The sequence below is a fragment of the Corynebacterium lemuris genome, assembly GCF_024919295.1.
Classification (GTDB): Bacteria; Actinomycetota; Actinomycetes; order Mycobacteriales; family Mycobacteriaceae; genus Corynebacterium; species Corynebacterium lemuris.
Genome location: NZ_JANWTC010000016.1, coordinates 12,642 through 39,076 on the forward strand (window position 1 = coordinate 12,642; position 26,435 = coordinate 39,076).

Consider the following 26,435-nt stretch of genomic DNA (forward strand, 5'->3'; position numbering starts at 1 on the left):
GCACGGACCGGAAGTCCATGCAGAGGGGTCACTTCTGGGGGCCGCTGGCCTCGAGACAGGATCCCTGCCAGGCGCCGAGGCGTTCCGCCTTGGTCTGAACCAGGCCGGCGAGCTGCGCTGATTCGGAGATCTCTCCGGGTGCCACGGTGCCAGGCTTGCCGGCGCCGGGGGTCAGCAGCCAGATGCGGCCGTTGTCGGCGAGGGGGCGGATGGCGTCGACGAGGCCATCGACCAGGTCACCGTCTTCTTCCCGCCACCAGAGGAGGACGACGTCGCAGAGCTCGTCGGTGTCCTCGTCGAGCAGTTCCTCGCCGATGATGTCTTCCACTGCCTCGGAAATACTGGCGTCACAGTCATCGTCCCAGCCGACTTCCTGAACGGTCATCCCTGCCTGGATTCCGAGCATCTGTGCATATTCCTGGGCGTCTTTCTTCACAACGCCCGGAGCGTCCACCACTGTGTATTTCCTCCTTGTCGGTGGCTGGACCCCGTCTGGGTCCGGCCTGTTTCAATTCCTCCTAGGCAGAATACAAGGTAATGCCAGGATTTTCCTGTTTTCACCAACCTGAGATCAGGTTGTTGCTTCGGGGGTAGGGGACCTGGATTCGCAATCTGCGCCACCTGCAGGCCTTCGGCCCCACGCCGGAAAACCATCTCCATCCACCTGCCGCTGTTAAGCACGGGATACGAGGCCCGCACCACTCCGGGACAATTAATGCAGGGCCCATCACCCCGCTCACCAGCGTTATTCACAAACTTTGCAAAGACCCGGAGGAACGTTGGCGAACGAAAACAAGTATCGTTAATACCGATCCTCGGGCGCGTCGGACCACCTCCTGGCGTGCACGAGTGCTCCATCTAATAACCACAATTCTGGAGGCTAGACATGGCAGAAGACCTGAACGCGACCGGCGTCAAGGACGACTCCAATTTCCCGCTGATTCGCGACGGTGTCGCTTCTTACCTCAATGACTCGGACCCCGAGGAGACCCGCGAGTGGATGGATTCCCTCGACGGACTACTCACCGAGTCCTCCCCGGAGCGCGCGCGTTACCTGATGCTGCGCCTCCTGGAGCGTGCCTCGGCAAAGCGGGTTCCGCTGCCGAACCTGACCTCCACTGATTTTGTCAACACCATCCCCACCACCATGGAACCGGAGTTCCCGGGTGATGAGGAGATTGAGAAGCGTTACCGTCGCTGGATGCGCTGGAACGCCGCCATCATGGTGCACCGCGCGCAGCGTCCGGGCATCGGTGTGGGTGGCCACATCTCCACCTACGCCTCCGCCGCCCCGCTCTATGAGGTCGGTTTCAACCACTTCTGGCGTGGCAAGGACCACCCGGGCGGTGGCGACCACATCTTCTTCCAGGGCCACGCTTCCCCGGGCATGTACGCCCGCGCCTTCCTCGAGGGCCGTCTGTCCGAGGAGGACCTCGACGGCTACCGCCAGGAGGTCTCCCGTGGTGAGGGCAACGGCATCCCGTCCTACCCGCACCCGCACGGCATGCCGGATTTCTGGGAGTTCCCGACCGTGTCCATGGGCCTGGGCCCGATGGATGCGATCTACCAGGCGCGTTTCAACCGTTACCTGCACAACCGCGGCATCAAGGACACCTCCCAGCAGCATGTCTGGGCTTTCCTGGGTGACGGTGAGATGGATGAGCCGGAGTCCCGCGGCCTGATCCAGCATGCAGCGCTGAACAACCTGGACAACCTGACCTTCGTCATCAACTGCAACCTGCAGCGTCTTGACGGACCCGTCCGCGGCAACACCCAGATCATCCAGGAGCTGGAGTCCTTCTTCACGGGTGCCGGCTGGAACGTCATCAAGGTCATCTGGGGCCGCGAGTGGGACGAGCTGCTGGCCAAGGACAAGGACGGCGCGCTGGTCACCGTCATGAACTCCACTCCGGACGGTGACTACCAGACCTTCAAGGCCAACGATGGCGCCTACGTCCGTGAGCACTTCTTCGGCCGCGATGAGCGCACCCTCAAGCTGGTCGAGGACATGACCGATGAGGAGATCTGGGCGTTGCCGCGCGGTGGCCACGACTACCGCAAGGTCCACGCCGCCTACAAGCGTGCGGTGGAGACCAAGGACAAGCCGACGGTCATCCTGGCCTTCACCATCAAGGGCTACGGCCTGGGCCACAACTTCGAGGGCCGTAACGCGACCCACCAGATGAAGAAGCTGGCTGCGGAGGATCTGAAGAACTTCCGCGACAAGCAGCAGATCCCGATCCCCGATGAGGTGCTGGAGGCGGATCCGTACCTGCCGCCGTACTACCACCCGGGTGAGGATGCCCCGGAGATCCAGTACCTGAAGAAGCGCCGTGAGGAGCTCGGCGGTTTCATCCCGGAGCGCCGTTCCACCTACACCCCGCTGCAGGTCCCGGAGATCGACAAGCTGCGTTCCGTGCGCAAGGGCTCGGGCAAGCAGGAGGTCGCCACCACCATGGCGCTCGTGCGTTCCTTCAAGGAGCTCATGCGTGACAAGGAGCTGGGCAAGCGCATCGTCCCGATCATCCCGGATGAGGCCCGTACCTTCGGTCTGGACTCCTGGTTCCCGACCCTGAAGATCTACAACCCACACGGCCAGAACTACGTCCCGGTCGACCATGACCTGATGCTGTCCTACCGTGAGGCCACCGACGGCCAGATCCTGCACGAGGGCATCAACGAGGCCGGTTCCATGGCGTCGTTCATCGCCGCAGGTTCCTCCTACGCCACCCACGGCGAGGCGATGGTCCCGCTGTACATCTTCTACTCGATGTTCGGTTTCCAGCGCACCGGTGACAGCATCTGGGCGGCCGCCGACCAGATGTCCCGCGGTTTCCTCGTGGGTGCCACCGCCGGCCGCACCACCCTCGCCGGTGAGGGTCTGCAGCACATGGACGGCCACTCCCAGATCCTGGCCTCCACGAACCCGGGTGTCGTCTCCTACGACCCGGCCTTCGGTTATGAGATCGCGCACCTGCTGCGTGAGGGCATCGACCGCATGTACGGCCCGGGCCGCGGCGAGAACGTGATCTACTACGTCACCGTGTACAACGAGCCGACCCCGCAGCCGGCCGAGCCGGAGAACCTGGATGTGGAGGGCCTGCACAAGGGCATCTACCTCTACTCCCCCGCCGCCGACGCCGGTGTCGAGGGCCATGAGGCCTCCATCCTGGCCTCCGGTATCGGCATGGGTGCTGCCCTGAAGGCCCGTGACATCCTTGCCGAGGACTACAACATCAAGTCCAACATCTTCTCCGTCACCTCCTGGGTCGAGCTGGCCCGCGAGGGCGCGGCGAAGAACAAGGAGCAGCTGCGCTACCCGGACAAGCAGATCGACGAGGCTTTCGCCACCACCCAGCTGAAGCAGGCTGACAGCGGCACCTTCGTCGCGGTCTCCGACTTCGCGACCGACCTGCAGGAGCAGATCCGCGCCTACGTCCCGGGCGAGTACATCGTCCTGGGTGCCGACGGCTTCGGCTTCTCCGATACCCGCCCGGCCGCCCGCCGCTACTTCAACATCGACGCCGAGTCCGTCGTCGTCGCCGTCCTCATGGGCCTGGCCCGCGAGGGCAAGATCGACATCTCCGTCGCCGCTGAGGCCGCGAAGAAGTTCAACCTGGACGACCCGACCAAGGCCTAAGCCTGTCGTAGTCTCCTGACTGATCCCCGTCCGCTGCTGCGGGCGGGGATCAGCGCTTCTCGACGCCCCTCCCTCCCTGGGCTGTGTGCGACGTTTCAGCCATCCATCCCCGACAGAAACTGCCCTGCCGCCGTGGTCTCATCACGGTGGCAGGGCAGTGTGTTTGCCGGGTTCAGTCAGGCAGTCAGTTCCGGGTGCGCGGCACCAGCAGGACGGCAATCAGTCCGATGAGGGCGGCTGCGGACCAGATGGAGAAGTTGATCATGGTGGGCAGGGAGGCGGCGATGAGGACGCCGCCGCCGGCGATCGCGAGGACCGCCCCGAGTCGGCCGACACCGAGGGTGACTCCGAGGGCGGTGGCGCGCACCGAGTCGGAGAAGAAGGTGGCGACGAAGCCGTTGACCAGGATCTGTGCGCCGATGGAACCGAAGCCGACGATGGCGACGAGCAGGTACATCGCCCACATGGGGAACACGCCGGTGCCCATGAGGACGAGGGCGGTGCCGGACGCGATGAAGGAGATGGCCGTCATCACCCGGGGGCCGAAGCGGTCGGCGAGGTTGGAGGAGACCAGGACGCCGACGACGGCACCGATGTTGGTGGTGAGCAGGAAACTCAGGGAGGAGGTCATGGAGTAGTCCGCCATGATCAGCAGCTGCGGCATCCAGGTGTTGAGTCCGTAGACGAGGGTCTGTCCGGCGATGCCGGCGAGGCAGAACAGGATGGTCGCGGCGAGGAGGCGACCGCCGAGCATGGTGGCGATGGGCGACTTCTGCTTCTCTGCGGTCGCGTCGGCCTCACCGGCGGTCCGCGCGGGGATCTGCAGACCGTAGGTGTTGCTGATGTGGTCTGCTTCCTCGGTGCGTCCGCGGGCACGCAGGAAGGCGGGCGACTCGGGCATGAAGAAGTAGATGCGCGGGAGCACGGTGACGATCGGGAGTGCGCCGATGGCGAGCATGCCGCGGAAGCCGATGAGGTCCAGCAGGAGCATGGCGAGCAGGGCTGCGAGGATACCGCCGACGGCGTAGCCGGAGAACATTGCCGCGTTGTTGAAGTTGCGGCGCTCGGGGCGGGAGAACTCGACGGTGACGGCGATGGCGGTGGGGATCACGCCGCCGAGGCCCAGGCCGGCCAGGAAGCGGAAGACACCGAACCAGAGGGGCGAGGGGGCCAGTGCGGTGGCGAGCATCAGGATGGAGAAGGCTGCGACGGAGTAGAGCAGGATCTTCCGGCGTCCGACGATGTCGGTGAGGTAGCCGACGAGGATGGCGCCGATGAACATACCTGCCAGGGCGTAGCTGCCGTAGGCACCGGTCTCGACGGGGGTCAGGCCCCAGGCTTCGTAGTTGAGCAGGGCTGGGACGATGGTGCCGTAGACGACGAGGTCGTAGCCGTCGAAGACAATGGACACGAAGCAGAGGAAGATGACGAAGGCGGGTGATTTGCGGCGCAGAGCGGTGGTGCCACCCGACTGTCCGGACGGATCATGCGATGACGGTCCCGCGGGGTGCTGCCTGGCGCCGGTGGTGGTGGATGAAATACTCATTGCTCTCCCCAATGAACGGTGCAGATACGAACCTACGATGAAGTGTTACATTACAGATCACAACACAAAGTGTCTTGAATCACAAGACCGCAGGAAAATCAAGGAATCTGGAGCAATGGCATGAAGGCTCGGGAACTGGTCTTTGACCTCTACGGTGACTACGCCCGCTACCTGGGCGGAGAGATCCGTCTGGGCGTGATCACGGAACTGCTGGAGGACTTCGGCATCGGCGCCCCCACCACCCGCGTGACCATGTCGCGGATGCGGAAGGAGGGGTGGTTCGAGACGGAACGCCGGGGCCGCGAGACCAGCTACCGGATGACGCCGAAGCTCGTCCAGTACCTGGACGCGGGCCACGAGCGCATCTTCCGGCCCCCGATCCAGGAGTGGGTGGGCCGCTGGACGCTGGTGATGCTGCAGATCCCGGAGAAGGAGCGCGCCCGACGCGACCGGCTCAAGCGGATACTCAGCTGGGAGGGGTTCGGCCAGCTCAACTCCAGTTCCTGGATCTCCCCCAGGCAGAACACGGCAGATGTGGAGCAGCTGCTCAACGTGGAGGATGACGATCAGATTGACGTGGTCACCATGGAGACGGGCTCACTGGAGAAGGATCGGGCGCTGGTGGCGCGGTGCTGGGATCTGAGCAGTCTGGATTCCTGGTACGCGGACTTCCTCGAGCGCTGGGAGGGATACCTGCAGCGTGAGATGGCGGAGTTGGAGCCGCGCCAGGCGTTGCGCGACCGCATCGAGGTGATCACCACGTACCGCCAGGTGCTCTTCCTCGACCCCTTCCTGCCGCGGATCCTGCAGCCGGAGGACTGGCTGGGCAGGCGGGCGTTCCAGACCTTCCTCTCCGTCCACAACGCGCTCGCCATACCTTCCATGTCCTATGCGGCCGACATGATCACCCCGCCCCACACAGATATGTAACAAGACTTGCGCGATACTCGGAAACTAGTTACTGTTCGCTTCTGAGAGGTAGAACACACTCACAAAACCGAAAGAGGAGGACCACAGCATGGGACTGCGTGTAGCAATCATCGGAGGAGGCCCCGGAGGCCTGTTCGCCGGACAGCTGATCAAGCAGAAGCTGCCGGACTCGCACGTCGAGATCTTCGAACGCAACCGGGAGGAGGACGTCTTCGGTTTCGGTGTCGTCTTCTCCGACGCCACCCTCCGCTACATCAATGAGACGGATCCGGTCCTCCAGGACGCCCTGGAGGCCTACGGCGCCCACTGGGACACCATCGACGTGCTGGCCAAGGGCGAGAAGCACTCCTTCACCGGCAACGGCATGTCCGCACTGCACCGCCGTGAGCTGCTCAGCCTCATGCGTGAGCGGGCCCGTGCCGCCGGCGCGATCCTGCACTTCGAGTCGGACCGTACCGTCGCAGATCTGGCCGACTACGATGTCATCGTCGCAGCCGACGGCACCAACTCCAAGGCCCGTGAGTACGTCGGTGAGGAGGCACTGGGCCACACCCTCGAGGTCGCCAGCGCCAAGTTCATCTGGTTCGGCACCACCCACATCTTCGACGGTCTGACCTTCCTGCACCGTCAGAACGAGCACGGCAACTTCGCGGTCCACGCCTACCCCATCAGCGACAAGCTCTCCACCTTCATCGTGGAGGCCGACGAGCAGACCTGGCGCAACGCGGGCCTCGACGAGTTCGACATGACCCAGCCGCCGGGGATCTCCGACATGAAGTCGAAGGAGTACCTGGAGAAGCTCTTCGCCGAGGAGATCCAGGGCAAGGAGATCGTGGTCAACAACTCCCGCTGGTCCAACTTCCGCGGCCGTTCCACCCGCAGCTGGTACAAGGACAACGTCGTCTTCCTGGGCGATGCGATCCACACCGCACACTTCTCCGTCGGTTCCGGCACGAAGATGGCCATGGAGGACTCCATCGCGCTGGCCGAGGCCCTGGCGGAATCCCCGGATGACATCCAGGCAGCCTTCGCCCGCTATGAGGAACTGGCCCAGCCGCGCGTCAACAAGGTGCAGACCCAGGCACGGCCCTCGCTGTCCTGGTGGGAGTACTTCGGCCGCTACCACAACGCCTTCGACCCGCTGAAGTTCACCTTCCATTTCTTCACCCGTTCCATCACCCTGGAGAAGATCCGCAGGCGCGACCCGGAGTTCGCCGAGGCCGCCGAGAACGCCTGGCAGAGCCGCTACGGCACGGAGCCGCTGCAGACTCCCCTGGCGCTGAACGGCACCGATTTCGCCGGCCGTCTGCTCGCCTTCGACGGCTCCACCCTCAGCGCTGACGGCACCGTCCTCGACATCGCCGCCGCCGGTGGCAGGGTCATCGAGGCCCCGGCCCGCGACACCGAGGTCGCTGACCTGGTCGGCAGGATCGAGAACGCCTCCTTCATCGTCGTCCAGGGCGGCGACAGCCTGACCCGCCGTCTGGTCTCGGAGGAGTTCCGCCTCGTCCGCGACATCCCCACCGTCATCGTCGACGACACCGATGACGCCAATGCAGAAGACCACGCCCGCACCGAAATCCTGTCCGGCCGCACGGACGCCATCGCAAGGAAGTAGACATGACCAACAACACCCAGTCCGTGACCGAGAACCTCAGGCCGCTGTTCCAGCCGCGCGGCATCGCCGTCATCGGCGCCTCGGCGAACCCCGATAAGCTCGGCAGCATCATGATGAGGTCCCTGGTGGACTTCCCCGGCCCGGTCGTCGGCATCAACCCCCGCGGTGGCGAGGGTCTGTACACCTCCGTCGCCGAGGCCGTCGCCGCCGAGGGGCCGATGGACCTGGCCATCTCCTGCGTCCCCGCGGCCCCCACCGCCCAGGCACTGCGTGAGGCCTCCGAAGCCGGCGTCGGTGCGGCCCTGGTCTGCTCCGGTGGCTTCAGCGAGGCCGGCGGCCCCGGTGACGCCATCGAGGAGGAGCTGCTCCAGGCTCTCGAGGACACCGGCATGCGCCTGCTCGGCCCGAACACCTCCGGCTTCTTCCTGCCCGGCGAGGACCTGCTGGCCTGCTTCGTACCCAGCGTGAAGGAGCTGAAGGCGGGCAACATCTCCGTCGTCTCCTCCAGCGGTGGCGTCAACCTGGCCACCTGCTACAACCTGCACCGTTCCGGCCGCGGCATCCGCCTGGGTCTGGGCATCGGCGGCGCCATCAACCTCACCGCCACCGAGGTCGTGGAGTACCTCACCGAGGATGAGCAGACCGAGGTCATCGCGCTGCACATCGAGAAGGTCGAGGACGGCCCGCGCCTGATCAACGCCATCCGCGAGGCCACCACCCGCAAGCCGGTCGTCGCACTGGTCATCGGCCGTACCGACATCAAGGAATTCGCCCGCCGCCACACCGGTTCCCTGGACACCTCCTGGCAGCTGACCCGCTCCATCCTGGAGCAGGCCGGTGCCGTGGTCGTGGACACCGAGCAGGAGCTTGCCGACGCCGCCGTCGCCCTCTCCGCGCGCCGCATCGCCCCCAAGGCCGAGCCGAAGGTCGCCTTCGTCACCGGCCAGGCCGGACCAGGCATGATCATCGCCGACCGCCTGCAGAGCGACGGCATTAAGCTGCCGGAGCTGGCGCAGGGCCCCTTCGAGAAGATCAGCTCGATGCTGCCGCCGATGACCCACATGAAGAACCCGGTGGACACCGGCCGCCCGGCACCGGGCCTGCGCGAGGTCATCGCCGCCGTTGGTGAGGACGACAACATCGACGCCATCGGTGCCTTCGCCATCGTCGAGGAGACCCTCAACCTGACCACCGAGTTCATCGAGTCCGGTGTGCAGGACGTCCCGGTCATCGCCGCCATCGACGGCACCGTGGACACCGTCGGTGCAGCCGCGGCCAAGTCCGTGGAGCAGAATGTCCCGCTGGTGCTGGGGCCGACCGCACTGGCCGTGGGCCTGCGTGCCCTGGCCGAGGATGCCCGGGCGCAGTTCCTCAAGAACCGCCCCGCCGTCACCGCCGAGGCGCTGGCCGGAATCGAGGACATCGCGGCCCTGGGACTGACCGTGGATGAGGACGCCACCGGCATCCGCCTGATCGCACAGGCCCGCCGGGATAACATCTTCGGTGTGACCGTGGCACTCGGCTTCGGTGGTGAGGGTCTCGGTGACGAGTCCGTCCGCGTGGCCCCCATCGTCGAGGGCCTGGCGGCTGAGATGCTCGGCGAGCTCCGCGGCGCGGCGCTGCTGCGCGGGGAGAACGGTCAGGTGGATGCGGCAGGCGCAGATAAGCTGCTCGCCGCTCTCGCCGCCGCGCTGGAGGCCGACGAGCAGGCGGAGACCATCTCCGTGGACCTGGTCGCCACCGCCGACGGTGCCCTCCAGGTGACGGGTCTGCGCCAGCCGGCCCTGCAGCCGGTGGGGTAGAAAAGACAGAACAACAAACGCGGGTGAGCCGCGGGAAGGTGGGAGACACAGATGACGGGCATGGTTCCGTGGCCGGAGGAACTGGTCGAGTGCTACCGCTCGGAAGGACTGTGGCAGGACCGCAACCTGTTCCAGTACATCGAGGACACCGCCCGCAGCTCACCTGAGAAAACCGCCCTGGTCGACACCGGAGACGGCTCCCGGCTGAGTTACCGCGAGGTCATCGACCGCGCCAACGCCGCCGCCTGGCGGATGCGGGAACTCGGCTTCCGGCAGCAGGACCGGGTGGTCATCGTCCTGCCCAACTCCTGGCAGCTGGTGGTCCTGTTGCTGGCCTGCTTCCGCACCGGGGTCATCCCCGTCATGGCGCTGGCCGGCCACCGCCGCTACGAACTCACCCACATCAGCAGCCGCTCGCAGGCCCGGGCCCTGTTCACCATGGACACCTGGCGTGACTTCGACTTCCGCCCCCTGGCGCAGGAGCTGCAGCAGGAGGTCGACTTGCTGGAGTGGAGCTTCATCGCCCGCGACCACGGCCCCCACGCCCGTTCCCTGGACGCACTGCTCGCTCCCCTCGAGCTCAGCCCCGCGCAGACCGCGGAGCTCGACGGGCTCAGCATCGACCCGCTCCTGCCCGCACTCTTCCAGCTCTCCGGCGGCACCACCGGCCTGCCGAAGCTGATCACCCGCACCCACAACGACTACGCCTACAACATTAAGGTGTGCTCCGAGGTCGCCGGACTGACCGCGGATGATGTCCAGCTCGCCGCGCTGCCGCTGACCCACAACTTCGGTCTGGCCTGCCCCGGCGTCCTCGGTGCGCTCACCGCCGGCGCCACCTCCGTGCTCGCCCCCTCACCGAACCCGGTCAAGGTTTTCGAGGCCATGGCGCAGGAACAGGTCACCACCGCCGTCGTGGTCCCCGCCGTAGCCCAGCGGTGGATCGCCCATGAGGCGGAACACCGTACCGGCAAGACCTCATCCCTCAAGGTGCTGCAGGTCGGCGGTTCGCGCATGCCGGACGAGCTCGCTCCCCGCGTCCCGGCGGTACTGGGCGCCACCCTGCAGCAGGTCTATGGCATGGCGGAGGGCCTGATCAACATGACCCGGCTCGATGACCCGGAGGAGATCATCACCACCACGCAGGGCCGACCTGTCAGTCCTCACGACGAGGTACGCATCGTCGACAACGAAGGCAAGGACCTGCCCGACGGGGAGAGCGGCCTGCTGCTCACCCGCGGCCCCTACACCCCACGCGGCTACTTCAACGCCCCCGAGGCCAACGAGAAATCCTTCATGGACGGCTGGTACTGCCCCGGTGACGTGGTGGTCCGCCGCCCCGACGGCAACCTCGTGGTCCAGGGGCGCGACAAGGACATCATCAACCGCGGCGGGGAGAAGATCTCCGCGGAGGAGGTCGAATCCCTCCTCTACCAGCTCGACGGGATTGAACAGCTGGCTGTGGTGGCCATGCCGGACGAGGTCTACGGGGAGAAGGTCTGCCTCTACGCCGTGGTCACAGAGGGAGCAACGCTGACGCTGGACCGGGCGTGCGAGCACCTGCGGGAGGTGGGCATCGCCACGCACAACCACCCCGAGCGCCTCGAAGTCGTCGACCGGCTGCCCATGACCAAGATCCGGAAGATCGACAAGAAGGCCCTCCGTGAGGACATCGCCGCGAAACTGGCCGCCGAACAGCAATGACTGACAGCGCCGCCGCGGCCCCGAGCGACGTTTCCTCCCGCAGGCAGGACCGGTATCGTGGGCAGGGTGAACTCCAGCATGAACCGACCCGTACCCCCGCGCGATGAGGACCGCGAACAGCTCCACGCCGACCTGACCCGTCTGGTCGGGGCTGGGCGTCTCCAGTTCGAGGAGTTCGACCAGTTGACGGAAGTGGTGTGGTCCACCCACGACAAGTCCGTCCTGGACCGCATCCGCGCGCAGTACCTGACGTACCATCCGCCGCAGCCGCCGCAGGCGCACCAGAACCTGCCGCAGCACTATCCCGGACAGGTCCCGGGACTGACACCGCAGCCGCCGCAGCCCATGCCGATGGCCCAGCCCGGTGCGCAGCACCGCCCCATCCCGGCACACAATCAGCCGGTGGTGTCCACGATGGGTGAGGTCAAGCGCACCGGCGTATGGACGGTGCCGGAGTACTCCAGCTTCAAACTCAACGGCGCGACCCTCAAGCTGGACCTGCGCCAGGCGCAGGCCCAGGCGCCCGTGTGCACCTTCGACATCCAGGCGACGATCGCCACCATCGAGATCATCGTCCCGCCGGGGGTCTACGTGGAGAACCGGCTCAGCGACACCTGGTCGAGCATGACCATCGACACCAGCCAGCCCCACCCCAACGCTCCACGCGTGGTACTCACCGGCTCGATCCGGGGCAGCAGCCTGAAGGTGATCACCAAAGCCGTGCCGGACCCGAACAGCATGTGGAACAAACTGTTCGGGGGGTGATCCACTACTGCTCGGCCTCCAGTCGGGCGGCAATGTCGTTTCTCAGTTCCTTCTTGTCCACCTTTCCGATCTTCGTCATGGGGAGACCATCGGAAAGGACAAGCCTCTCGGGGAGTTTGAAGCCGGCGACACCGATGTTCAGAAGATGCTCGCGGACCTCCTCCAGCGTCAGTGTCTGCCCCTCCCCCACCACGGCATAGAGACAGATCCGTTCTCCATAGTCCGTATCAGGCATGGCAACGACCGCCGCAAGCTTCACCTGCGACAGCTGGTAGACCAGTGACTCGATCTCCTCTGCCGAGATCTTCTCCCCGCCACGGTTGATGATGTCCTTGTTGCGGCCGTGGACGATGAGGTTGCCGCCCGGCCCCAGTTCCACCACATCACCGGGGTGGTACCACCCGCCCGGTTGGAAGGACTTCTCGTTCGCCTCCGGCGACGCGTAATAGCCCTGCGGCGTATAAGGACCGCGGGTGAGGATTTCCCCTCGCTGCCCCACCGCCACGTCCTGGAAACTCTCGTCCACGATCCGGATCTCGTCGTATTCCGACACCGGTCGCCCCTGCGTGGTGGTGATGATCTCTGCCGGGTCGTCGAGCCGGGTCATGTTGATCAGGCCCTCCGCCATCCCGAAAACCTGCTGCAGCGTGCAACCGAGCACAGGTCCGACTCTGGCAGAAAGGGTGTCAGGCATGCGGGACCCACCGACCTGCAGCACCTCAAGGGAGGACAGCAGACCGGTGGCATTGTCTTCCTCGTACTCGATCCAGCGTTGTGCGACTGCCGGAACTGCTGCGGTGATGGTGACCTTCTCGGCGTCGATCACCGGGAAAGCCTTCTCCGGGGCCGGGCTGCCCAGTGTGACGGCCCGGGCTCCGACAAACAGCGCTCCGAGTATTCCGGGGCAGCCGAGCGGGAAATTATGGGCCACCGGCATGGTGGCCAGATACACGGACTCCTCACTGAGCCCCGCGACCTCCGCACACGCTTTGATGTTGTAGACGTAGTCGTTGTGCGTCCGGGTGATGATCTTCGGTACCCCGGTGGTCCCACCGGAGAGCAGGAACAGTGCCGGATCCGTTCCCCCAGTTTCACGCTCATCGAGCTGTGCCACCTCGTCCAGGCTGGCCTTCTCATGGAGCAGCAGATCATCGAGGCTGATGTTCGGGGCATGGGCGTCACCGGCGATGAAGGCCCACTCCAGGCCCGGCACAGATTCCTTCAGTTCCCCGGCCAGCTCCTGATAATCGAATCCCCTGCTCTCATCAGCGCAGAAGATCGCCCGGGCCTCCGCTTTCTCCCCGATGGCGGAGAGCTCATGATGCCGGTGCGCTGGCAAGGCCATCACCGGGATGATCCCGGCGCGGAGGCATCCCAGTAGCACCAGCACGAAACGCCAGCCGTTGGGCAGCGCCAGAATGACCCGGTCGTCAGGAACCAGACCGAGCCGCAGGAAACCAGCCGCCGCGTGATCGGCATGCTCGACGAGTTCCCGGTAGGTGAAACGGACGTTGTTGGAAGCGTCGCAGTAGGCCTCTTTGTCCGGCACCCGCCCCGCAGCCTCCCGGATGAAGGACTGGATCGTCTGCTCTTCCCATACCCCGACCTGAAGATAATGCTCTTCCACCGCCTCCGGCCAGCGGGTGATACCTCGGCGTGAATGGGTGCTCATGACGTCTCCTCCAGGATCCATGCGGAAATGTTGTCTCGATCACAGCCTCAAGAACGATCAAACCATCTTCTGTCCCCGGAGGGAGGCTGCCCGCCTGTTCTCTCTCCCGCTGTCCCCGCTACATCCCCTCCCCCTCCGGGAACACCAGATCGGAGACCCGCACAGTCGCCAGGTCAGAAAGCCGCTGGTGGATGTCCACGAAGACCCGGAAGGCCTCGGCTCCCGCATATCCCGCCGGGCAGAGGGCACGGGGCAGGAGAGGATCGCTGAACAGATGCCCGCGGTACTCATGGACGAGCAGCACCCGGGCCCGTAACGCCTCATCTCCCGACACCTCTGTCAGATCGCGGCGGGACCAGAGCTCCCACGCCTCCACGAACCGCCCGTAGCCTTCATGCAGATCGGTGAGATCCCAGCATCGCTCGGCCAGCTCCCGGTCACGGTCCAGATCGCCGGTCCAGAACGTGAAGACATCCGCCTTCCAGCCACGCCGGGAACACGAACGGATTATCTCCTCCCGCCCTTCCCGCGGGGAGATCCACGTCGTCTCATGGAGCTGCGCGAAACCGCGCCAGGAGAGCATCCTCTGGAACTTCTGACGCTCCTCCTTGCCGGTCGGTGGCGTGGTCATCTGGAGCATGGTCCAGCGCCCGCCCCACGGAGCGATAGCCGGCTCGAAGATCCGCGACCGCCCCTCATCCAGGGTGTTCATCATCTTCCCACTGGCCAGGTAGGCGATCTCCCGGCCGTAGCGCCGAGTCTCGAACCACCCCTCACGTTTCATGCGGGACAGGGTGACCCGGGCCGTCGCAGGCTCGATATCGAACACTCCGAGCAACTCAGTCAGCACGGCGAGCCGTGCCTCTCCCCCGAGGTAACGGAGGTAGTCACCATAGAGATCCATCACCAGTTCCCGGGTGCGCATGGCCTCGCCGATACTCATCCCCATCTCTCCTTCACGTCAGCTGTCAAGCATATGCAGCGATCACCCGCCACCCCGAAGATGCCACTGCCCGGTGACCCCAACTGTGTGGGGCGCACCGGGCAGCAGGATCAGCGTCAGCAGCCTAGAGGGCGTACTGCTGCTTCGGGTCCTCGATGGTGATCCACTTCTCCTCGGTGAACTCGCGGATGACGCTGCGGCCGTCGAAACGGCCGTAACCACTGGCCTTCATGCCGCCGTAGGGGGCGTTGGCGTCATTCTGCACGGTGGCGCCGTTGATGTGGACGTGCCCGGCCTCAATGGCCATCGCGGCTTTGAGGGTGCGGAAGGAATCGGTGCCGTGGACGGCGGCGGCCAGGCCGTACTCGGTGTCGTTCGCCGTGGCGATCGCCTCGTCGAAGCCGTTGACCCGCACGATCGTGGTGATCGGGGAGAACGTCTCCTCCTTGTAGATCTGCATCCCCGGCTTGACGTGGTCCACCACGGTGGGACGGTGGGCGGCACGGTCAGCGCGGTCGCCGACGGCGATGGTCGCGCCCTTCTCCAGGGCGTCATCGATCATGGCGTTGATCCGGTCACCGGAGTGCGGCTGGTAGACGTAGCCGATCTGCACCGAAGGATCCTCGATCGGGTCGCCGGCCTTGAGTTCGGCGACGCGCGCGGTGAACTTCTCGATGAACTCATCGGCGATCTTCTCGTCGAGGACGATGCGCTCGGTCGACATGCAGATCTGCCCCTGGTACATGAAAGCACCGAAGACGGCGGCGTTGACTGCGCCGTCGACGTCGGCATCATCGAGCACGACCAGTGGTGCCTTACCACCGAGCTCGAGCAGGACCGGCTTGAGGTGGCGCCCGGCCTTCTCAGCGATGATGCGGCCCACGTGGGTGGAACCGGTGAAGTTGATGCGGCGCACGGCCGGGTGCTTGATCATCGCCTCGACGACCTCATCGGAATCCTCCGGGGCGTTGGTCACGAAGTTCGCGACACCAGCGGGCAGACCGGCGTCAATGAGCACCTCCACCAGCATCTGGTGGGTGCGGGGGCTGCCTTCGGAGGCACGGAACACGACGGTGTTGCCGCACACGATCGGGTAAGCCAGCGCGCGCATGCCCAGCACACCCGCACCGTTCCACGGTGCCATGCTCAGCACGACACCTGCAGGCTGGCGCACGGTCATCGACAGGACACCGCGGTCGTTGGGCATTGTCTCGCCGAGCAGCATGGAGGCCATGCTGGCGGCCTCCCGCAGCACCTGGGTGGTGAGGAATACATTGAAGCCGGCCCAGTCCGGGGAGGCGGACACCTCGGCCATCATGGTGGCGATGAATTCCTCAGCGCGCTCCTCAAGAAGGTCAGCAGCCTTAAGCAGGATGCGACGACGCTCGGTCGGGCCGGTCGACGCCCAGGCCGGGAAGGCCTGCGAAGCGGACTCAACAGCAGCAATTGCGTCATCAACTGTTGCAGCAGCACCGGTGGTGATGGGGTGCCCCTCCTGGGCATGGAGTCGGTCGAAGGTGGCACCGTCGGAAGCGGATCGGGGCGAGTTGTCGATGATGAGCTGGCAAGTCATGGGGAAGGCGATGGTCATGAGGGGGCTTCCTTCTGCAGGTATCGAGATCGGTCAACGTGAAACACTTAACACGTTTATGAATACCCTAGCGTTACATCACATATTTATCTAGAGTGTGAACCACGGCACGTAAGAGGGTCATGTCTCTGCCCCTCAAGCCGTCCCATTCACCTCCGGAAGGACATCCACCATGAAGATCACCGCAGCCGTCGTACGCGAACACAACAAACCCCTCACCATTGAGAACGACATCGATCTCGATGGCCTCAAGCCCAACGAGGCGCGCGTACGCATCGTGGCCACCGGTATCTGCCACACCGACGCCGTGGTCCGTGACGGCATCTACCCCACCCCTATTCCGGCTGTCCTCGGCCATGAAGGGGCCGGCGTCGTCGAGGAGGTCGGCTCGGCCGTGACCAACGTCGAGGTCGGCGACCACGTCGTCCTCGGTGCCGCCTACTGCGGTACCTGCACCCAGTGCCGCTCCGGCAACCCCGCCTACTGCCTGCACGTCTTCGCCGAGGATTTCGGCGGCCGCCGCCGCGACGGCTCCACCTCCCTGTCCAAGAACGGTGAGCAGATCTCCTCGCACTTCTTCGGCCAGTCCTCCTTCGCCACCCACGCCAACGTCGTGCAGGAAAGCCTCATCGTTATCGACAAGGACGCCCCTCTCGACATCGTCGGTGTCCTCGGCTGCGGCCTGAACACCGGCGCCGGCTCCGTGCTCAACGAACTCAAGCCCGACCCAGGCACCTCCCTGGCTGTCTTCGGCACCGGTGCGGTGGGCAGCGCCGCGATCATGGCCGCGAAGATCGCCGGCTGCACCACCATCATCGCCCTCGACATCCACGACTCCCGCCTGGAGCTGGCCAAGGAACTCGGCGCCACCCACACCATCAACTCCCGCGACGCCGAGGTGGTCATCGACCAGCTCATGGAGATCACCGGCGGGGAGGGCGTCAACAACATCCTCGACACCACCGGCATCCCGGCCCTGCTAACCCGGGCGGCGAAGTCCCTGGCCAAGCGCGGCACCCTGGCCACCATCGCCGCCACCGCCTCCGGCACCGAGGTCCCCTTCGAGATCGGTGATTCCCTCATCCAGGGCTGGACCTTCAAGACGATCATCCAGGGCAGCTCCGTACCGCAGGTGTTCATCCCGCGTCTGGTCGAGCTGTGGAAGCAGGGCCAGTTCCCCTTCGAGAAGCTGGTCAAGCACTACGAGCTGGAGGACATCAACCAGGGCTTCGAGGATTCCGCCGACGGTTCCGTGATCAAGCCGATCGTCCGACTGTCCCGCTGACCCTATCCCCCGCACTGAAAGTTGAAGTACATGAAGCCCTCCCACAAGAACCGGCCCTCCCGCCTGGCACTGGCCGGCCTCTCCCTGGGTGTCTCCGCCCTCCTCGGCTCCAGTCTGGTGAGCTGCGCCAGCTCCTCGGATTCCGCGTCCACCGCAACCGCTCAGACTCAGGACCAGCCGAACATCATGATGATCCTCATGGATGATCTGGGATATTCCGACCTGGGCCCCTACGGCGGCGAGGTGGAGACTCCGAACCTGGCTGCTCTGACACAGGACAGTGCCCAGTTCACTGACTTCCACACCACTCCCCTGTGCGCCCCGACCCGCGCCTCGCTGATGACGGGACAGGACCGGCACCAGGTCGGACTGGGCTCCATGGAGGGCCTGACCCCGCCGGGAGTCCCCGAGACAACCCCGGGATACAAGGGCAGTCTGGAAGGAGACTTCACCGGCATCGCCGAGCTGCTGGGTGACAACGGTTACGACACCTACCAGGTGGGTAAGTGGCATCTGGGCGGGGACGAGGGCCAGACCCCGCAGGACCTTGGCTTCGATCAGAACTTCACGCTCTATGACGCCGGCGCCTCCTACTTCTCCGACGGCCATCGTCTCTTCGACAGGCCGGTGGAGCCGGTCGATACCGTCATCCACGAGCGCAACGGCGAGATCCTCGATGAGCTGCCGGATGATTTCTTCTCCACCCGTTCCTACACCGATGAGATGCTCCAGATGGTGGATCAGAGTGTGGAAGCGGATCAGCCCTTCTTCGGCTATCTCGCCTACACCGCGCCCCACGATCCCCTGCACGTGGAGAATGAGGAACTCATCGAGCAGTACCTCGATGTCTATCTGGACAAGAACTTCGAGGACCTGCGCAACGAACGTATCCAGCGCATGGTGGAGCTGGGCCTGATCGACCAGGCCCAGGACATCCGGTGGGTGGACGGCACTCCCGAATGGGATTCCCTCACCGCAGGTCAGCAGCGGGACCTGGCCTACCGCATGGCCGTCTACGCAGCGGTGATCCACGAGGCGGATGAGCAGATCGGCCGTGTCATCGACCGGCTCAAGGAGACCGGGGAGTACGACAACACCGTGATCGCGGTGGTCAGTGACAACGGCGCCGCAGCCAGCACCCAGCTGAACTACCTCGGCTTCGGCTCGGAGGGTTGGCACGAAGAGGCTTACCCGCGGATGGGAGACATGGAGGTCTACGGACAGCAGGGCTCCTTCCCGTCCATCGGCCTGCCGCTCGCCCAGGTGTCCTCCGGTCCTTACTTCCAGGCGAAGAACACCCTGTTCGAGGGCGGTACCCGGGTGCCGGCGATCATCAAGACACCGTCGACGGATGGCGACCATGAGCACCGCCTCGTGGACACGTTCGCCCACATCACTGACCTGTACCCGACCTTCGCCGACTATGCCGGCGCGGATCTCGGATCCGCGGGCAACCTGCTGGGTGATTCCGCGAAACCGCTGCTGGACGGCACCTCTGAGACCATCGGTGACGATGAGTTCGGCTGGGAGCACTTCGGGCACCGCTCCTACCGCGCCGGTGACTGGAAGCTGATCTTCACCCCGGAACCGATGGGCGGGACCGGTGAGTATGCGCTGTACAACCTTGCCGAGGACCCGGGTGAGACCCTCGATGTCATCGCCGACCACCCGGACATCGCCCGGGAGCTGGAGGAGAAGTGGGAGCGCTACGCCGAGGACAATGGAGTGGCGGTCGTCGAGTTCGAGGACGTCAATGCGGGCGCGCAGACCGCTGCCGACAACTGGTACGCCATGGACTGGGCGGACGGGACGGAAGCCACTGATAATGAGTAACTGCTGTTCCCCGTCGAGTGGTGATCTCACGCCCACCAGGCGGGAGATGCTTATCGACGCCCCATCCCTCCCCCACGTCACCTCTGCGCGGACACCGGGCGAGTTCGTGGACATCGCCGCCGGCGGCTTTGCCATGGGTGACCACCATGATGAAGGGTATCCAGCAGACGGGGAAACCCCGGTCCACCAGGTGCTTCTGGACGGCTTCCGGATGCAGACCACACCTGTGACCAACGCTCAGTTCGAGTTGTTCGCGGAGAAGACCGGTTACCGCACCACCGCTGAGCAGTACGGGGTGTCGGCGGTCTTTTACGCGGCCTTCCAGGGGCAGCGCTCCGACATCCTCAACCAGGCGGCGGGAGTCCCCTGGTGGCTGGCGGTGAAGGGAGCAGATTGGCGGCATCCGAACGGACCGGCCTCGAGCCTGCAGGGCATCGAGGACCATCCGGTGGTCCATGTCTCCTGGGAGGATGCCCAGGCCTACTGCCGGTGGGCGGGCACCCGCCTGCCTACCGAGGCCGAATGGGAGTACGCCGCCCGCGGCGGCCTGCAGGGAAAGCGGCTGGCGTGGGGAGATGAGCTCAACCCGGACGGTGAGTGGAACTGCAACATCTGGCAGGGAAGATTCCCCCATGACAACACCGCCGAGGACGGTTACCTCACGACTGCGCCGGTGAAGACGTACCAGCCCAATGGTTACGGTCTATGGCAGATGGCCGGCAATGTGTGGGAATGGTGCCAGGACTGGTTCGGCCCCGGCTACTACCGGCATGCTCCGCCCACCGACCCCCGCGGTCCCGAGTCCGGGGAGCGGCGGGTGCTCCGGGGTGGTTCCTATCTGTGCCACGATTCCTACTGCAACCGCTACCGGGTCGCGGCACGCAACTCCAACACGCCGGAGTCCACCTCAGGGAACATCAGCTTCCGGGTGGTCGCCTCCGGAGAAGAGTAAGCCGCATGCTCAGCCCTCCAGCTCCTCCCAGATCGCTGCATTCGTCTCGGCCCATAACGGCTTGGCCCAGTCGCCGAAGGGGCGGTCGGTGAGTGCGACCATGGCGCGGCCGGTGCCCGGCGCGACCCAGATGTAGGTGCCGGACTGGCCGAAGTGGCCGAAGGTGTCCGCCGGCATGTTGGAACCCGTCCAGTGGGGGCTCTTGTCACCCTTGATCTCGAAGCCGAGGCCCCAGGGGCAGGGCTTCATCATGCCGTAGCCGGGGACGATGCCGGACAATTCGGGGAACTGGACGGTGGTGGCCTCAGCCATGGTGGAGGGGTGGATGAGGGTGGGATTGAGCAGCTCGATAAGGAAGGTGATGAGGTCGTGGGCGGTGCCCTGGGCCTCCCAGCCGGCCTCGCCGAGCAGGCGGGTCCACTGCATGTTCAGCGGTTCCATCACGCCCTGGCGGAGGTACTCGGCGAAGTCCATCTCGGCGGCTTCGGAGACCGCGTCAGCAAGAATCTGGAAACCGTAGTTGGAGTAGATCCGCCGCTCCCCTGCCCCGCGGACGCGGTCGGTCTCCTTGAAACCGACACCCGAGGCGTGCGCCAGCAGGTGGCGCACCGTGGAACCTTCCGGGCCCAGCGGGGTGTCCAGTTCGAAGACGCCCTCCTCCATCGCCATGAGGAAGCCGTAGGCGCTCAAGGGTTTGGTCACGCTCATCAGGTGGAAGACCTTGCCCAGGTCACCCACCCGGTGGATGTCGTCGCCGTCAATCACCGCCGCGGCAAAATTATCGACGGGCCATTCCTTCACCAGATCAAGAGCCTTCACACCCACTCAGCCTACCCGGAGAATCAGCCGGTCGATCGCGGCGTTGAGGATGCCCGGCGCCTCCAGCGGGATCATGTGGCCCGCCTCCTTCGCGATCTGCAGCCAGGCATCGGGCCAGACCTCGATGATCTTCTCCGCCTGGCTCAGCGGGGTGATGTCGTCCTTGTCACCGACGATGACGTAACCGGGGATGCCCTGCAGATGCGGTCCGGCAGCGAGCTCATCATGGACCTGAAGGTCATCGAAGTAGCCGACGAAGGTCTCCAGGGGTGTCTCGTGGATCATGGCCGCGTGGAACTGGACGAGCTCATAGTCGGTGGGCCGATGGAAGATCGCGACGGCCAGCGCCGGGGCGAGGATGCCGGCGGCCTGTTCCCGGAACTGCGTCGCCTGATCAGGAGCGGACTCAATCGCGTTGTAGACCTGGTCCGCCACCGGGGAGGCCAGCAGCTGCGGCAGACCCTGATCGGCGAAAGCCTCGATGGAGGTACCCACGACCACCAGTCCCGCGATGCAGGCGCGCAGCTCATCCGGACAGCGACGGACGAGGTTCATCGCCATCAGCCCGCCGAGGGAATGGCCGACGATGATCAGCTTCCCGGTGATGTTCCGGGCGGTGAGCACAGCCAGGGCATCGTCGGTGGCGCCGTCGATGGTGCAGAGGTCCGGGCGGACGGGGCCGGTCTGGCCGTGGCCGCGGATATCCAGAAGCAGCAGCTTCACCTCAGGTGAGTTGGTGCGCAGATGCTCGACCTGCCGGTAATAGGACTCCGCGGGGATGGTGAAGCCGTGGAGGAAGAGCACCGTGATCTCCGCGGATTCGGGGCCGTACTCATACCAGCGCACAGGAATGCCGTCACTGTCGACGGTGCCGGTGCGCTCGATGTTCTTCAGGCCGGGTTCACGGGTGGCGGAATAGCTGGCGCCGAGCTCAAGAGCTAATCGACGCCGCCCGCTCCGCGTCAGCCGCAACGCCGAACGGCGCAGGGGTGCAAGGGCGGTCAACATAAGGAAAGACATTACCTACTAGGATCGTCCCCATGACCTCTCCTGAACTGGCCCGCATCATCGAGGAGGCCTCCGGCATCGAGGCCGAGGCCCTGACCCCGGAAGCGAAGCTGAGCGAGCTGGGGATCAGTTCCCTGGCGATGATCGAGATCGCCGTGCGCGTCGAGGACGCCCTCGGTATCCGGATCGACGATGACGTCGTCTACAACCTCAAGACCGTGGGCGATCTGTCGGAGTATGTCCGCACCCACGCCGACGCACCAGAGTCAGAATAAACGCCCTGCAGCTGACGGCTTCCTGCTGGGTTGGTCACTGACAAGCTCCGTAAACTGAGAGAATCGGACTCGGGTGAAAGGGCGCAGCGTGGTCACTTCGAGGAACATCGCAACCACCAGGAGCGAGCGTGAATGGCGCGTGGCTCAGGCGCTTCACAGCGGTGAGATGGAAGGTCTGCACGTAACCCCGGCGGGGCGCCAGGATGCAGAGCAATACATCGATGGCCAGATCAGCGCTGATGAGCTGGTGGCTCGCGCACGCGCGCGTTTTGGTCTCGTCTGAGACGAGCGTCCCAACCTCCGGCCTCGGGACACACTCCACGGCCCCTCCACCGGCCTGCCCGTGCTGACGAAGTCCGCCACCAGCACCCACTCCGACGCGCCAAACCCGGACTAAAAGAGCACAATGGCGGTATGACCGCCAGCATCAGCTACCTGACCGACATGGACGGCGTCCTCATCCGCGAGGGTGACATGATCCCGGGCGCAGACCGTTTCCTGCAGGCCCTGCGGGACAACGGCATCGAGTTCATGGTGCTCACCAACAACTCGATCCACACGCCGCGGGATCTCTCGGCACGTCTGGCTGCGTCGGGGCTGCAGATCCCGCCGGAGCGGCTCTGGACCTCCGCGACGGCCACGGCCCACTTCTTGTCGAACCAGCGCAAGGAGGGCACTGCCTTCGTCGTCGGCGAGTCGGGGCTGACCACCGCTCTGCACGCGAAGGGCTGGATCCTCACCGACTCGGATCCGGAGTTCGTGGTCCTGGGTGAGACGCGCACCTACTCTTTCGAGGCGATCACCACCGCCATCAACCTCATCCTGGGCGGGGCGCGGTTCATCTGCACCAACCCGGACGTCACCGGCCCGGCTCCGCACGGCGTGCTGCCGGCCACCGGTTCCGTGGCTGCACTTATCACAGCGGCCACCGGGATGGCACCCTATTACATCGGCAAACCGAACCCGGTGATGATGCGTTCGGCACTCAACACCATCGGGGCGCACTCGGAGCGGGCCGTCATGATCGGCGACCGCATGGACACAGACGTCAAATCCGGCCTCGAGGCCGGCATGCGCACCATCCTGGTCCGGTCAGGCATTTCCAACGACGCAGAGATCGACAAGTATCCCTTCCGCCCCACCAGTGTGATCGACGACATCAGCCAGCTGGCTGACCGGGTCCTCGACCCCTTCCAGGACGGCTACTACACCGCCCCTGAGACGTAGGAAGCTGGGCCCGCACTGCTGTGTTCCATGCCTCAAATGTCCGTTTACGTCCATAAATGCACGGAACTGCGCCGTTGTCCTATCTCGTCGTATCGCGCTAGCATGTGGACGACAGGGTGCACCCTTTCCTGTGCCGACAGCTGAAAGCCGCTAGCCAAACAAGGGGATTTTCCCGTGGTGCAACAGGCAGCACACCCAAACCCCTAACCGGGGTAAAGAAGACCCAGGTTCGAGTCCTGGCGGGAGAGCGTGACCACTTCAACTCAGACCATCAGCACGCCGGTGCACTATAAGCCGGGCCATATCCTCGACTCCATCAACTGGGATCACATCCCCGACCAGGTCGACCTGGACATCTGGAACCGTCTGACCAGCAACTTCTGGCTGCCGGAGAAGATCCCGGTGTCCAACGACGTCTCGGCATGGCGTCACATGACCAAGGATGAGCAGCTGGCCACGATGCGTGTGTTCACGGGCCTGACGTTCCTGGACACGATGCAGGGCACTGTCGGTGCGGTGAGCATTCTGCCGGATTCGGCGACTCCGCATGAGGAGGCCGTGTACACCAACATCTCCTTCATGGAGTCGGTGCACGCGAAGAGCTACTCCAACATCTTCATGACTCTGGCCGCCACCCCGGAGATCGACGCTGCCTTCCGCTGGTCCCGGGAGAATGAGAACCTGCAGTACAAGGGTCGCACGATCATCGAGCAGTACCAGACGGGCACTCCGCAGCGGAAGAAGATCGCTTCCGTGATGCTGGAGTCCTTCCTGTTCTACTCGGGTTTCTACCTGCCGCTGCGTTTCTCCTCGATGGGCAAGCTGACCAACACTGCGGACATCATCCGGCTGATCATCCGTGATGAGGCCGTCCACGGTTACTACATCGGCTACAAGTTCCAGCAGGCCGCCAAGCACCTGTCGGCTGAGGAGCAGGAAGCGGACAAGGACTTCGCGCTGGAGATGCTCATGGATCTCTATGACAACGAGTCCCACTACACGCAGGACATCTACGACTCGATCGGCTGGACCGAGGACGTCAAGGCTTTCCTGCGCTACAACGCGAACAAGGCGATGAACAACCTGGGCTTCGAGGGGATCTTCCCCGCCGACACCTGCAAGTTCAACGCCGGCGTGATGACGTCGCTGGACCCCTCCGCGAACGAGAACCACGACTTCTTCTCGGGTTCGGGTTCCTCCTACGTCATCGGCACCGCTGAGGAGACCACGGACGACGACTGGGATTTCTAATTCCAGCTCGCTTATCGACGCCGCCGCTACCCCAGGTAGCCGGCGGCGTTTCTCTTTCCCCGCGCCCCGTGCATCCCCCGTGGGGTGGTGGTCAGTCCCCCACCGTCAGTTCGGCATGGAAGCCGTGGTTGCGGGCGAGGTTGCCGATGATGGTGCGCAGGCGGCTCAACTCGTCCTCGGTGCCGGTGATGGTCTGGCGGCAGGCGATGCGGGGGCCGTCCCCAGCCTCGGCGCAGCGGTGCCAGGCGGTGAACCACTCGGCGGTGAGCGGATCGGAGTCGTAGGCGCAGAGCTCGGATTCGCTGGGGATGCACAGCACCATGGCGGTCTCGACGCGCGGGCGCAGGGTGCCCGGCATGCCCGTGATGTTCAGGACCGCAGTGCGGTTGACCTCGCAGGTCAACGGCGCGTATGCGGGTACGTCGGAGTTCTCCCACGGATAATCAGGCGCCGAGGAATCGGCGGCGCCCAACCAGCGTGCGAGCGTAGGTGCAAGGGTTGTCATGTCGAAAATCCTTCGGCAGAACCACCACCGCTACTGGATCAATTCAGTTGAACCAGGAGCGGTGTAAGACGAGGTTCGTCTTCCCCAACGGCCTCGTAATACACCGAGACCCATGGTCCACCCCTCCCGCCCCACCGGCAACTCTAAACCTCCACTTCAGCCCCCGTTTATTCAAGTTGAAGTTGAGAGTTGGTGTTTAAGCACATACCCATGCTGGGCGAACAAAAAAGGGACCCCCTCGGGGAGTCCCTGATATGTGTCCAGCAGGACTTAGCGCGTGGTCACAAAGTTCAGCCAGTTCAGGCCAGCAAAAATGCTGCCGATAGTGGAGCCTGCGATGCCGAGGTAGGTCATGTCCCGCCAGTTATCGGCCCACTCCGGGTTATCGTCAGACACGCTGCTACCGAGCAGATCGGTGCCGGTGACCTTGTTTTCATCCTCGACGACCGGACCATCCTCACTGTCGGTCCAGGCACCCCACTCCTTGCCAATTTGGGAGGAGGTGGGGATGGTGGACCCGCGGCCATCCTTGCGGTCCTCGCTGTCGGCGTAGGCGACGGAGGTGCCCGCGAAGGTCAGGGCAAGGGCGGTGGTAGCCGCCACGGAGGCGGTACGGAAATTACGCATGTTTCTCTTCTTTCTCTCAGCTGTGAATCTGCAAGTACGGTCGGCCTAGAGACCGTGGGTGAAGAAGTTGTAGATCGGGGCGATGATGGCGCCGAGGACGGCACCCACCCCTGTGATCACGGTGCCGGCGTAGAGAAGCTTGGCCCAGCTCGGCTGGTCGCCGAAGCCTTCCTTGGAGGAACCGAAGAGAGCGGTACCGTCGGCCGGCTGATCGCCGTCGAGGCCGAGGAATTCGTTGGCGTCCGAGGACGGCGACGAACCCTTGCTCTTACTCTTGCCCTCCGGGGCGGGGGCGGCCGGGTGCTCAGCAACGGTGACGGCGTCCGTGGTCTGCGCGGAGGCGACCGCAGTGGAACTGAGAGTGATGGCCACCGCAGAGATACCTGCGACGGCCGCGTTACGGAAAGAGCGCATGAGACGTTTCCTTTGATCGCGAAAATCA

The 26,435-nt window shown here is 64.8% G+C and carries 23 protein-coding genes; 13 read left to right on the forward strand and 10 right to left on the reverse strand.

Annotated features, from left to right (window positions below; translation table 11 throughout):
- Positions 1 to 28: 28 nt before the first annotated feature.
- Positions 29 to 406 (reverse strand): DUF3052 domain-containing protein, encoded by a 378-nt coding sequence (locus tag NYP18_RS13665; protein ID WP_259428748.1) that lies wholly within the window; start codon positions 404 to 406, stop codon positions 29 to 31.
- Between the two features lie 480 nt (positions 407 to 886).
- Here NYP18_RS13665 and aceE point away from each other — a divergent pair, with 480 nt between their 5' ends.
- Complete coding sequence (gene aceE / locus NYP18_RS13670; RefSeq protein ID WP_259428750.1) at positions 887 to 3,640, forward strand: pyruvate dehydrogenase (acetyl-transferring), homodimeric type; 2,754 nt, start codon at positions 887 to 889, stop codon at positions 3,638 to 3,640.
- Between the two features lie 184 nt (positions 3,641 to 3,824).
- Here the strand turns inward: aceE and NYP18_RS13675 are convergent, their stop codons facing one another.
- On the reverse strand, positions 3,825 to 5,186 hold the full coding sequence (locus NYP18_RS13675) for an MFS transporter (RefSeq protein WP_259428751.1): 1,362 nt from the start codon (positions 5,184 to 5,186) through the stop codon (positions 3,825 to 3,827).
- A 120-nt stretch (positions 5,187 to 5,306) separates the two neighbouring features.
- Between NYP18_RS13675 and NYP18_RS13680 the strand changes: the two genes are divergently transcribed.
- The 5 genes from NYP18_RS13680 to NYP18_RS13700 all read left to right on the forward strand — a co-directional run bounded on the left by NYP18_RS13680 (position 5,307) and on the right by NYP18_RS13700 (position 12,005).
- On the forward strand, positions 5,307 to 6,116 hold the full coding sequence (locus tag NYP18_RS13680; protein WP_259428752.1) for a PaaX family transcriptional regulator: 810 nt from the start codon (positions 5,307 to 5,309) through the stop codon (positions 6,114 to 6,116).
- A gap of 88 nt (positions 6,117 to 6,204) precedes the next feature.
- Positions 6,205 to 7,734: an FAD-dependent monooxygenase gene (locus tag NYP18_RS13685; protein ID WP_259428753.1), complete on the forward strand. Its 1,530-nt coding sequence runs from the start codon at positions 6,205 to 6,207 to the stop codon at positions 7,732 to 7,734.
- A gap of 2 nt (positions 7,735 to 7,736) precedes the next feature.
- A complete protein-coding gene (locus NYP18_RS13690) occupies positions 7,737 to 9,536 on the forward strand; it encodes a CoA-binding protein (protein WP_259428754.1) in 1,800 nt (599 codons plus the stop codon).
- A gap of 51 nt (positions 9,537 to 9,587) precedes the next feature.
- Positions 9,588 to 11,240: a (2,3-dihydroxybenzoyl)adenylate synthase gene (locus NYP18_RS13695; RefSeq protein ID WP_259428755.1), complete on the forward strand. Its 1,653-nt coding sequence runs from the start codon at positions 9,588 to 9,590 to the stop codon at positions 11,238 to 11,240.
- A 78-nt stretch (positions 11,241 to 11,318) separates the two neighbouring features.
- Positions 11,319 to 12,005 (forward strand): DUF1707 domain-containing protein, encoded by a 687-nt coding sequence (locus NYP18_RS13700; protein WP_259428756.1) that lies wholly within the window; start codon positions 11,319 to 11,321, stop codon positions 12,003 to 12,005.
- Between the two features lie 4 nt (positions 12,006 to 12,009).
- Here NYP18_RS13700 and NYP18_RS13705 read toward each other — a convergent pair whose 3' ends face one another.
- The 3 genes from NYP18_RS13705 to NYP18_RS13715 all read right to left on the reverse strand — a co-directional run bounded on the left by NYP18_RS13705 (position 12,010) and on the right by NYP18_RS13715 (position 16,211).
- The gene (locus NYP18_RS13705) at positions 12,010 to 13,677 is read right to left on the reverse strand and encodes a (2,3-dihydroxybenzoyl)adenylate synthase (protein ID WP_259428757.1); all 1,668 of its coding nucleotides are present in this window, start codon (positions 13,675 to 13,677) and stop codon (positions 12,010 to 12,012) included.
- 118 nt (positions 13,678 to 13,795) lie between these two features.
- Complete coding sequence (locus tag NYP18_RS13710; RefSeq protein ID WP_259428758.1) at positions 13,796 to 14,620, reverse strand: PaaX family transcriptional regulator; 825 nt, start codon at positions 14,618 to 14,620, stop codon at positions 13,796 to 13,798.
- 124 nt (positions 14,621 to 14,744) lie between these two features.
- Positions 14,745 to 16,211 carry an aldehyde dehydrogenase gene (locus tag NYP18_RS13715; protein WP_259428759.1) on the reverse strand — a complete coding sequence of 489 codons (1,467 nt, stop codon included), beginning with the start codon at positions 16,209 to 16,211 and terminating at the stop codon, positions 14,745 to 14,747.
- A 172-nt stretch (positions 16,212 to 16,383) separates the two neighbouring features.
- On the opposite strand from NYP18_RS13715, the gene NYP18_RS13720 reads away from it, so the two are divergent.
- Genes NYP18_RS13720 through NYP18_RS13730 form a run of 3 tightly spaced genes read left to right on the forward strand, consistent with a single transcriptional unit; the run spans position 16,384 to position 20,281 of the window.
- Positions 16,384 to 17,496 (forward strand): NAD(P)-dependent alcohol dehydrogenase, encoded by a 1,113-nt coding sequence (locus NYP18_RS13720; RefSeq protein WP_259428761.1) that lies wholly within the window; start codon positions 16,384 to 16,386, stop codon positions 17,494 to 17,496.
- Positions 17,497 to 17,526: 30 nt separating this feature from the next.
- Entirely contained in the window at positions 17,527 to 19,329 is a 1,803-nt protein-coding gene (locus NYP18_RS13725; protein ID WP_259428762.1) for an arylsulfatase, read from the forward strand.
- The gene (locus tag NYP18_RS13730; RefSeq protein ID WP_500784499.1) at positions 19,322 to 20,281 is read left to right on the forward strand and encodes a formylglycine-generating enzyme family protein; all 960 of its coding nucleotides are present in this window, start codon (positions 19,322 to 19,324) and stop codon (positions 20,279 to 20,281) included. The genes NYP18_RS13725 and NYP18_RS13730 overlap by 8 nt, the downstream gene beginning before the upstream one ends.
- A 9-nt stretch (positions 20,282 to 20,290) precedes the next feature.
- On the opposite strand, the gene NYP18_RS13735 is transcribed toward NYP18_RS13730, so the two are convergent.
- On the reverse strand, positions 20,291 to 21,100 hold the full coding sequence (locus tag NYP18_RS13735) for a serine hydrolase domain-containing protein (protein WP_259428764.1): 810 nt from the start codon (positions 21,098 to 21,100) through the stop codon (positions 20,291 to 20,293).
- A gap of 6 nt (positions 21,101 to 21,106) precedes the next feature.
- A complete protein-coding gene (locus tag NYP18_RS13740) occupies positions 21,107 to 22,108 on the reverse strand; it encodes an alpha/beta fold hydrolase (RefSeq protein ID WP_259428766.1) in 1,002 nt (333 codons plus the stop codon).
- A gap of 32 nt (positions 22,109 to 22,140) precedes the next feature.
- On the opposite strand from NYP18_RS13740, the gene NYP18_RS13745 reads away from it, so the two are divergent.
- The 4 genes from NYP18_RS13745 (at position 22,141) to nrdF (ending at position 24,861) form a co-directional block, all read left to right on the forward strand.
- The gene (locus NYP18_RS13745; protein ID WP_259428767.1) at positions 22,141 to 22,383 is read left to right on the forward strand and encodes an acyl carrier protein; all 243 of its coding nucleotides are present in this window, start codon (positions 22,141 to 22,143) and stop codon (positions 22,381 to 22,383) included.
- Between the two features lie 139 nt (positions 22,384 to 22,522).
- Positions 22,523 to 22,666 (forward strand): antitoxin VbhA family protein, encoded by a 144-nt coding sequence (locus NYP18_RS13750; RefSeq protein WP_259428781.1) that lies wholly within the window; start codon positions 22,523 to 22,525, stop codon positions 22,664 to 22,666.
- Positions 22,667 to 22,797: 131 nt separating this feature from the next.
- Complete coding sequence (locus NYP18_RS13755) at positions 22,798 to 23,610, forward strand: HAD-IIA family hydrolase (RefSeq protein WP_259428768.1); 813 nt, start codon at positions 22,798 to 22,800, stop codon at positions 23,608 to 23,610.
- A 249-nt stretch (positions 23,611 to 23,859) separates the two neighbouring features.
- Positions 23,860 to 24,861, forward strand: a complete 1,002-nt coding sequence (nrdF, locus tag NYP18_RS13760) for a class 1b ribonucleoside-diphosphate reductase subunit beta (protein ID WP_259428769.1) — start codon at positions 23,860 to 23,862, stop codon at positions 24,859 to 24,861.
- A gap of 91 nt (positions 24,862 to 24,952) precedes the next feature.
- Here nrdF and NYP18_RS13765 read toward each other — a convergent pair whose 3' ends face one another.
- From NYP18_RS13765 to NYP18_RS13775, 3 genes are all read right to left on the reverse strand, one after another.
- The gene (locus tag NYP18_RS13765; protein WP_259428770.1) at positions 24,953 to 25,366 is read right to left on the reverse strand and encodes a hypothetical protein; all 414 of its coding nucleotides are present in this window, start codon (positions 25,364 to 25,366) and stop codon (positions 24,953 to 24,955) included.
- A 270-nt stretch (positions 25,367 to 25,636) separates the two neighbouring features.
- The gene (locus NYP18_RS13770; protein WP_259428771.1) at positions 25,637 to 25,993 is read right to left on the reverse strand and encodes a hypothetical protein; all 357 of its coding nucleotides are present in this window, start codon (positions 25,991 to 25,993) and stop codon (positions 25,637 to 25,639) included.
- 45 nt (positions 25,994 to 26,038) lie between these two features.
- Positions 26,039 to 26,407 (reverse strand): hypothetical protein, encoded by a 369-nt coding sequence (locus NYP18_RS13775; RefSeq protein WP_259428772.1) that lies wholly within the window; start codon positions 26,405 to 26,407, stop codon positions 26,039 to 26,041.
- Positions 26,408 to 26,435: the final 28 nt, after the last annotated feature.

What these genes read in the sequence shown, in the direction of transcription:
- NYP18_RS13665 (WP_259428748.1), bottom strand. Translation starts at nt 406, where the DNA reads ATGCTCGGAATCCAGGCAGGGATGACCGTTCAGGAAGTCGGCTGGGAC.
- aceE (WP_259428750.1), top strand. Translation starts at nt 887, where the DNA reads ATGGCAGAAGACCTGAACGCGACCGGCGTCAAGGACGACTCCAATTTC.
- NYP18_RS13675 (WP_259428751.1), bottom strand. Translation starts at nt 5,186, where the DNA reads ATGAGTATTTCATCCACCACCACCGGCGCCAGGCAGCACCCCGCGGGA.
- NYP18_RS13680 (WP_259428752.1), top strand. Translation starts at nt 5,307, where the DNA reads ATGAAGGCTCGGGAACTGGTCTTTGACCTCTACGGTGACTACGCCCGC.
- NYP18_RS13685 (WP_259428753.1), top strand. Translation starts at nt 6,205, where the DNA reads ATGGGACTGCGTGTAGCAATCATCGGAGGAGGCCCCGGAGGCCTGTTC.
- NYP18_RS13690 (WP_259428754.1), top strand. Translation starts at nt 7,737, where the DNA reads ATGACCAACAACACCCAGTCCGTGACCGAGAACCTCAGGCCGCTGTTC.
- NYP18_RS13695 (WP_259428755.1), top strand. Translation starts at nt 9,588, where the DNA reads ATGACGGGCATGGTTCCGTGGCCGGAGGAACTGGTCGAGTGCTACCGC.
- NYP18_RS13700 (WP_259428756.1), top strand. Translation starts at nt 11,319, where the DNA reads ATGAACCGACCCGTACCCCCGCGCGATGAGGACCGCGAACAGCTCCAC.
- NYP18_RS13705 (WP_259428757.1), bottom strand. Translation starts at nt 13,677, where the DNA reads ATGAGCACCCATTCACGCCGAGGTATCACCCGCTGGCCGGAGGCGGTG.
- NYP18_RS13710 (WP_259428758.1), bottom strand. Translation starts at nt 14,620, where the DNA reads ATGAGTATCGGCGAGGCCATGCGCACCCGGGAACTGGTGATGGATCTC.
- NYP18_RS13715 (WP_259428759.1), bottom strand. Translation starts at nt 16,211, where the DNA reads ATGACCATCGCCTTCCCCATGACTTGCCAGCTCATCATCGACAACTCG.
- NYP18_RS13720 (WP_259428761.1), top strand. Translation starts at nt 16,384, where the DNA reads ATGAAGATCACCGCAGCCGTCGTACGCGAACACAACAAACCCCTCACC.
- NYP18_RS13725 (WP_259428762.1), top strand. Translation starts at nt 17,527, where the DNA reads ATGAAGCCCTCCCACAAGAACCGGCCCTCCCGCCTGGCACTGGCCGGC.
- NYP18_RS13730 (WP_500784499.1), top strand. Translation starts at nt 19,322, where the DNA reads ATGAGTAACTGCTGTTCCCCGTCGAGTGGTGATCTCACGCCCACCAGG.
- NYP18_RS13740 (WP_259428766.1), bottom strand. Translation starts at nt 22,108, where the DNA reads ATGTTGACCGCCCTTGCACCCCTGCGCCGTTCGGCGTTGCGGCTGACG.
- NYP18_RS13745 (WP_259428767.1), top strand. Translation starts at nt 22,141, where the DNA reads ATGACCTCTCCTGAACTGGCCCGCATCATCGAGGAGGCCTCCGGCATC.
- NYP18_RS13755 (WP_259428768.1), top strand. Translation starts at nt 22,798, where the DNA reads ATGACCGCCAGCATCAGCTACCTGACCGACATGGACGGCGTCCTCATC.
- NYP18_RS13765 (WP_259428770.1), bottom strand. Translation starts at nt 25,366, where the DNA reads ATGACAACCCTTGCACCTACGCTCGCACGCTGGTTGGGCGCCGCCGAT.
- NYP18_RS13770 (WP_259428771.1), bottom strand. Translation starts at nt 25,993, where the DNA reads ATGCGTAATTTCCGTACCGCCTCCGTGGCGGCTACCACCGCCCTTGCC.
- NYP18_RS13775 (WP_259428772.1), bottom strand. Translation starts at nt 26,407, where the DNA reads ATGCGCTCTTTCCGTAACGCGGCCGTCGCAGGTATCTCTGCGGTGGCC.